Source organism: Desertihabitans aurantiacus (assembly GCF_003344635.1).
Lineage (GTDB): Bacteria > Actinomycetota > Actinomycetes > Propionibacteriales > Propionibacteriaceae > Desertihabitans > Desertihabitans aurantiacus.
Genome location: NZ_QPKK01000208.1, coordinates 1 through 6,841, shown reverse-complemented (window position 1 = coordinate 6,841; position 6,841 = coordinate 1). Strand labels below are relative to the sequence as shown.

The following is a 6,841-nucleotide window of genomic DNA, read 5'->3' as shown; positions in this document are numbered from 1 at the left end:
CGCGCCCCGTCGAGGTGCGCGGTACCGGTGGGGGTCGACGTCATGGTGGTTCCCCGCGGGCAGGGCACCCGTCGGTCAGGCCGCGAACTCGGGCAGGAGCGCCAGCGTCCGCTCCGCGAGGCTGTCGAGAGAGTTCCTCGTCTCGCCGAACACCGCGCTGCGGACGTCGCCTCGCAGCGGGTCGGCCCAGACCCGGGGGATCTCGTCACGGCCGACGAAGGCACCGAGCACCGAGCCCACCGTGGCGCCGTTGCTGTCGGTGTCCCAGCCGCAACGCACCACCAGGCCGATGCTCGAGGTGAAGTCCCCCGCACCCCACAGGATCGCGACGAGGATCATCGCCGCGTTGTTGATCGTGTGCACGTCGCTGTAGTGGCCGTACTCCTCGACCACCGCGTCGCGCGCCTGGGGGAAGGTCCAGCCCGCCCCGTGCCAGCCGGCCACGGCATCGAGTGCTCCGGCCAGACGCGACCGGTCGGGGACGACGGCACGTGCCCGGTCGACGACCTCCCGCAGGTCGCGGGCGACGAGGGCGGAGGCCACCAGCGCAGCGGCCCAGCGCGCTCCGTGGATGCCGTTGGCCGTGTGCGACAGCCGGGCATCCCGCTCGGCGAGCGCTGCGGCGGCCGAGGGGTCGCCCGGCTTCACGTACCCCCAGAAGTCCGCCCGGATCAGTGCGCCGATCCACTCACGGTACGGGTTGCGCACCCGCGCCGCCCCGCGAGCCGGGACGCCGTCCACCAGGTTCCGCATCGCGGCCCGCTCCGCGGTGAAGACCTGGTGGTACGGCAGCGTCCTCAGCCAGGCCGCGGCGACGTCCTCGGTCGTGAAGGACGCACCGTGCTGCTCGGCGAGGGTGAGCGCGAGGATCGTGTAGTCGATGTCGTCGTCGCGGGCCATCCCGTCGATCTCCCCGCGGAACGTGCCGACGGCTCCGCCCGCGTTGAACGGCGGCTGCTCCGCGTCCGGGTCCAGCCGGGGGAGGTAGTCCTCCACCGTCTCGATCCCCGCCCGGGCGAGGTAGCGCTCGATCTGCGGCCACGACCACCCCCGACCGGTTTCCCCAGCAGGCAGCCAGCAGCCCTGCCGAGCCACGCCCCGCGGATTCGCTCGGGGAGCGCGTCGCCGTCGACCGGTGCCGGCGGGATCGCCGGAGCCGGATCATCGGTCTCGTCCCAGGGCCACCCCTGCACCGGCAGGCCGGCGGACAGCTCCGTCAGCAGGGCGACCGCATCGCCCCCGGATCCGGAGCGGAGGCGGTCGACGGCCGGCCGCAGGCGCTCGACGTCGACGCCTGACTCCCGGAGCTGGTTGAACTCGTGGATCGCGAGCTCGTCCCCGACGGCGTCGAACCGGATCTCGATGGTCATGTCGTGCCGCCTCCTGGGAACTGCGCCGTCGCCTGGCTCCGAGACACCTCCGCAGCCGTCGCCGTCCGTCAGGCCTGGAGGCCGCCCGCGGTGCGTGCTCGCTCCCGAACGTAGCCGAGGGGAGACCTCTGCTGGAGGGCGACCAGCCGAACCCGGGGACGGGTCTCGCGTCGACCTCATGCCCCCGAGGCCGAAGGCGAGGCGTCTCGGGGGACGTCCGGCCCGTCGATCGGCGGCCACCGGGAGGAAGCCGGGCCCCGCCGGTCACCAGCCGGCGTCAGCACCCCGTGAGGACCGCGCCGGCGACGACGGGTGGGCTGGACCACCAGGTCGAGCTCCACCTGTTCCCGTCGATGGTCTGCCCGAGCCTGCGCAAGATGCAGAAGATGCTGGCCAAGCACTGCGCGGTCAGCGTCCCCTGCAGCCAGACCCCGCTGATCGAGGCCCACCGCGTGTGACAGTCGAGGCGGCGGCATGAGCGGCGCTCTCGGACGCTGTGAGTGGCTTGTCGGTCCCGCCAGTCCAGCCCGAGCCTTGCTGGGTGTCCACGCGGCCGTGCTTGGATGCTGCCGTGGCCGATGTCGACGAGTCCTTCGACCGGGTGGTTCTGGTCTACAACCCGGTGAACCGGCGCGTGCCCCGCACCATCGCCGAGGGGCTGCAGGAGGAGCTGCGCGTCCGCCATCCCGCGCTGCCGGTGACCCTGGTGCCCACCACCCACGCCGGTCACGCCCGTGAGCTCGCCGCCGCCGAGGCGGAGGTCGGGCGGCCGCTGGTGGTCGCGGTCAGCGGCGACGGGGTGTTCAGCGAGGTGGTCAACGGCGTGATGGAGGTCGCCGACCGCAGGCCGGGGACGTCCCGGCAGGCGGTCGCGGCGGTGGTGGCCGGTGGCAACGCCAACGACCACCGGCGCAGCACCCGGCGGATGTCCACCGTGGACGCCGTGGCCAACGGACGCACCCGCCGGCTGGACCTGCTCCGGCTCACCGTGACGACCGACACCGGCGTGACCACCCGCTACGCCCACTCCTACGTCGGCCTGGGACTGACCCCGCTGATGGCGATCGGGCTCAACCGCGCCTCCCGCGGCACCTGGAAGGAGCTGCTCGCCGTCGTCCGCACCGTCGGCACCCTCGCCCCCGTGGAGGTCGTCACCGCCGACGGCGAGGTCCTGTGCCTGGACAGCCTCGTCCTGGCCAACGTGGAGCGGATGGCGAAGTACGGCCGGGTCAGCCGGTCCGGCCAGCCCGACGACGGGCTGTTCGAGGTGCTCGCCTGGCCGCACCGCCGCCGCTGGCGGCTCGGGCTGACCGCGGTGCGCGCGGCGACCGTCGGGCTGGGTCACCAGACCCGCACCCGGCGGTATGCGTTCCGCACCACCAGCGACCTGCCCGCGCAGGTGGACGGCGAGCTGGTCGCGCTGCCGGCCGGTGCCCAGGTCACCGTGGAGTCCGCGCACCACGCCCTGCTCACCATCGGCTGACCAGACAGCCCTCGGGACCGCGTCGCCTCGCCGGGGAGGGTCCTCGAGCTCGCCCGCCAGCCCTCCTGCCGCTGGCTGGCCCAGCCGGTCACGCCACGAGATCGGGACCAGGCCGCCTTGGCCAACGCCCACCCGTGACACCCCGGAGCGCGGTCACCGACTCCTTGGTGACGAAGCCCGGCTACCAGGGGTCGCGACCGGCCGGTCATCGTCGGATGCTCATACCGCGGGCGGCGCGGAGGCGGTGGCCGAGCCGCTGTGGTGGTCGCGAGCGACCCTCAGCGACCGCGTCCCGGCGGCGGACGGACGTCCACGGCACGTCTCAGCTCGATGTCCTCGACCGACCGCCCGACGTACAGGGTGGTCCGCCCGGTCGGGGTGACCCACGCGTCGGCGGCGACGTCGAAGCGTGACAGCGGGTGGGTGGGGGAGTCGAGCCGGATCGGGATCTCCACCCACCGGCTCTGGCGCGGTCGCAGGGTGACCTCCGCCCAGCCCAGCAGCTGCCGCTCAGGGGTCTCCACCGCACCCGGCAGCGCGCCCTGGTAGACCTGCACGGTCTCCGTGGTCGCCACCCGGCCGGGGTTGGTCACCCGGACGCGTACCCGGCCGTCCCGCGCCTGCTGCGGCCGGTCCGGTGCCGCCAGCCGTGGGTCGGCCACCCGTAGCGCGCGGTAGTCGGCGTCGCCGGTGGTGAGCCCGTAGCCGAAGGGGAACAGCGGCTCGGTCCCGGCGGCCAGGTAGCCGCGGTAGCCGACGTCCAGGCCCTCGTCGTGGCGGACCGTCACCCCGGCGTCGTTGACGTCGGGGAACGGGTTCTCGATGCCGAGGTCGTCGACGACCTGCTGCTCCGAGCGCGGCCAGCTCAGCGGGAGCCGACCGGTGAACGGCTCGTCGCCGAACAGCAGCGCGGCCACCGCCCGACCCTGCTCCTGACCGGGGTACCAGGCCTCGAGGACCGCCGAGACCCGGGACAGCCACGGCATCTCCACCGCGCCACCGGTGGTGAGCACCACGACGGTGCGCGGGTTGGCACGGGAGACCGCCTCGATCAGCTCGTCCTGGCCCTGGGGCAGGCCGAGGTGGCCGCGGTCGAGCGACTCACCCAGGTAGTCGTTGGCCACCACCACCGCCACGTCGGCGCCGCGCGCGGCCCGCACCGCCTCGCGGATCTGCGGGGAGGCGTCGGGCGACGGCGGGGCCCAGCTGAGCCGGATGGCCGGTCCGAGGTTCTGCGTGGCCGGGCAGCACTGCTGCGGGGCGTCCGCGACGTGCTCGACGCGCAGGTCGTAGCGCTCGCCGGCCTCCAGCTCGACCGGCGCGGAGAAGGTGTCGACGGTGTCGGTGTCGGCCTCGAGGACGAGCTCGTCGTCCACCCACAGCCGCGCCTGGCCGAGCACCGTGACGCCGAGCTGGTAGCGCCCCGACCTCACCGGCTCCAGGCTGCCGGTCCAGCGCACCGACGGCTCGGGGATGCCGAGGAACGGCGCGGGCAGCTTCGGCGCCGGCGACGGCTCGGCCCCGAACTGGCCCAGCACCGCGGCCAGCCCGTTGCCCCAGTTGACCTGGTCCTCCACCCGGGTGACCAGCGGGTCGCCGGCGAGGTCGGGGTTGGCGAACCACTCCGCCGTCAGGCCGGCCCCCGTCCCGGCGGCCGGCCGCAGCACCGAGGACGGCACCGGCGTCCCGCCCGGCATCAGGTCGCCGACCCGGGCGGCGTCGGTGCCGTCGACGTGGGTCACCGTGACGTCGTCCCCGGCCCGTTCCTCGATGCCCTGCAGGATCGGCACCACCGCGGTCGGGTTGCGCACGAAGTCCGCGCCGAAGCCGGAGATGTAGCGGTCGGCACCCTCGCCGATGACGGCGACGGAGTCGAGCTCGTCGGCCTCCAGCGGCAGCGAGGTGCCGCGGTTGCGCAGCAGCACCGACCCGTCCACGGCGATCCGGTAGGCGATCTCGCGACCGCGGGCGACGACGTCGGCCGGGAGCGGTTCGGCGTCCGGGCGCGGGTTGACCAGGCTCCCCGGCGGCGGGTCGTCGATCAGCCCGCGGGCGAAGAAGGTGCGCAGGATCCGGTGCACCATGTCGTCGAAGCGCTCGGCCGAGATGGTGCCGTCCAGCACCGCCTGCCGCAAGGCGTCCTGGCTGGGGAAGGCCGGGCCGCAGACGTCGGCGCCGGAGCGGAAGGCGTCGAAGCTCTGGCAGGCGTTGAAGTCCGACGAGACCCAGCCCGGGAAGGCGAGGTCGCCCTTGAGGACGTCCTGCAGCAGGTGCTCGTTCTCGCAGGAGTACTCCCCGCGCAGACGCGGGAACGCGCACATCACCGCGCCCGGGCCCTCGGCCAGCAGCGGCTCCCACTGCCGGACGTAGAGCTCGCGCAGGGTGCGCTCGTCGACCTCGTTGTCGAGGGTGAGCCGCTGCGTCTCCTGGGTGTTGAGCAGCCAGTGCTTGGGCAGGGAGTACACACCGGAGTTCTCGTTGATCCCCTCGACCACCGCCGCCGGCATCACCCCGCCGAGGACCGGGTCCTCACCCATCGAGGCCCACTGCCGGCCGTGGTAGGGGTTGCGGAGCAGGTCGGCAGCCGGCGCCGCCCAGCCGCTGTAGCCGGTGAGGCGGGCCTCCTGGCCGCCCTGCCGGCCGAAGTCGCGGGCCAGGTCGGGGCTCCACGTGGAGGCGAGCGCCAGCCCGGCGGGGAAGGAGGTCGTGCGGGCACCGGGAGCGGTGGTCACCCCGGTCGCGCCGTCGATCTCGCGACGGGCGGGGATGCCCAGCTCGGGGATCGCCTGCTGCGGGTCGGGGCTGAACAGCAGGACCTTCTGGTCCAGCGTCATGGCCGCGGCCAGCAGCTCGGCCCGCTCGTCCGGTGACAGCGAGGTGTCCATCCACGGTCGCGTCTCGGCGCTGGCGGTGGGCACCGGCAGCACGGCCAGGGCGACGACCAGCAGGACGGTGGAGGCGACGGCGGCGACAGCTCCGCGAGGGCGGTGCCGGACGCGTCCGGGGGAGCGGTGGTGACCGGGCCGGGACAGACGTGCAGGCGCCACAGCGCACCTCCGGGTGGGTGGGCCCGGACGACGACGGCCGGGCACCTACGAGCGGAACACGCCGCTCTGGTGGTGTCAAGGGACGGTGTCGTGCTGGGTCGTCACCCGGCGTGTCGCCCGGTGCGGCTGCTGCCCACCCGATCCCTGGCGTCGCGGCATCACGGCGGACCGTGGAGGAGCGGTCCTGACGTCCTTGCGCTGGCTGGGGGAGGGGCACGCAGGAGCACGGATGGACGTCGAGCCACGGATCGTTCGCCGCCGCTTCGGCCGCGCACCGTGGGGGCCGGCGCACCTGGTCTCCCGGCCGGGGGACACCTCGGTCCGGCTCGGCGACGGGCCGACCGTGTCGATGCGGCCCTACGGCGTCAGGCCGGTGACGCCCACCATGGGCTACGGAGGGACGCTCGTGGCCGGCGTCCCGGTCCTCGTGGACGGGGTGCAGGAGGCCACCGCGTACCCCCGGGGCCGCGCGTGGGCGGGATCGTGGAACCCGGCACGAGCCGGAGCGAGGGCGACGGCCCGGATCTCGCGCCGCCGGGTCTGCACCTCCGCGGGCACCTGCTGCCTCAGCGGATGTCGCTGAAGGCCGGAGGTCGCTGGTCTGGTCCTCGCCGGTGGTCTGACGCACCTGCACACCGGGCCGTTGCTGTGGGTGCTGCCCCGGATCTCTCCCGGCGCCAGGCCCGAGCACGTGCGCTGTGGATCGCCGCCTGGCTCGAGTTCGAGAGCTCGTACTGAGCCGCGATCGACCGCGCGGGCGGCAGCCGGCGGCCCGGTGGTGCGGCCGGGAGCGTGCGGCACCCGGCGGGGTGGGGGCACCGTCGCGTCGCCGGACGTCCGCCCGGTGTTCGCCCGGCGTCCGTTGCGGCACCACCCCCGGCACCGGTGGGGTGGTCCGTGCTGCCCCACCGGAGGAGACCCGCATGAACGCCCCCGTCGAC

The 6,841-nt window shown here is 74.4% G+C and carries 4 protein-coding genes; 2 read left to right on the top strand and 2 right to left on the bottom strand.

Translation table 11 applies throughout. The features are described 5' to 3' along the window. Positions 1–75: 75 nt before the first annotated feature. Positions 76–1,095, bottom strand: a complete 1,020-nt coding sequence (locus DVA66_RS14985; RefSeq protein WP_198671800.1) for an ADP-ribosylglycohydrolase family protein — start codon at positions 1,093–1,095, stop codon at positions 76–78. A 562-nt stretch (positions 1,096–1,657) separates the two neighbouring features. Between DVA66_RS14985 and DVA66_RS20985 the strand changes: the two genes are divergently transcribed. Beyond that, positions 1,658–1,828: a hypothetical protein gene (locus DVA66_RS20985; RefSeq protein ID WP_157974031.1), complete on the top strand. Its 171-nt coding sequence runs from the start codon at positions 1,658–1,660 to the stop codon at positions 1,826–1,828. Positions 1,829–1,941: 113 nt separating this feature from the next. Next, positions 1,942–2,853 carry a diacylglycerol/lipid kinase family protein gene (locus tag DVA66_RS14980; RefSeq protein ID WP_198671799.1) on the top strand — a complete coding sequence of 304 codons (912 nt, stop codon included), beginning with the start codon at positions 1,942–1,944 and terminating at the stop codon, positions 2,851–2,853. 278 nt (positions 2,854–3,131) lie between these two features. Here the strand turns inward: DVA66_RS14980 and DVA66_RS14975 are convergent, their stop codons facing one another. Further along, complete coding sequence (locus tag DVA66_RS14975; RefSeq protein WP_114560805.1) at positions 3,132–5,900, bottom strand: beta-glucosidase; 2,769 nt, start codon at positions 5,898–5,900, stop codon at positions 3,132–3,134. Between the last annotated feature and the right edge of the window lie 941 nt (positions 5,901–6,841).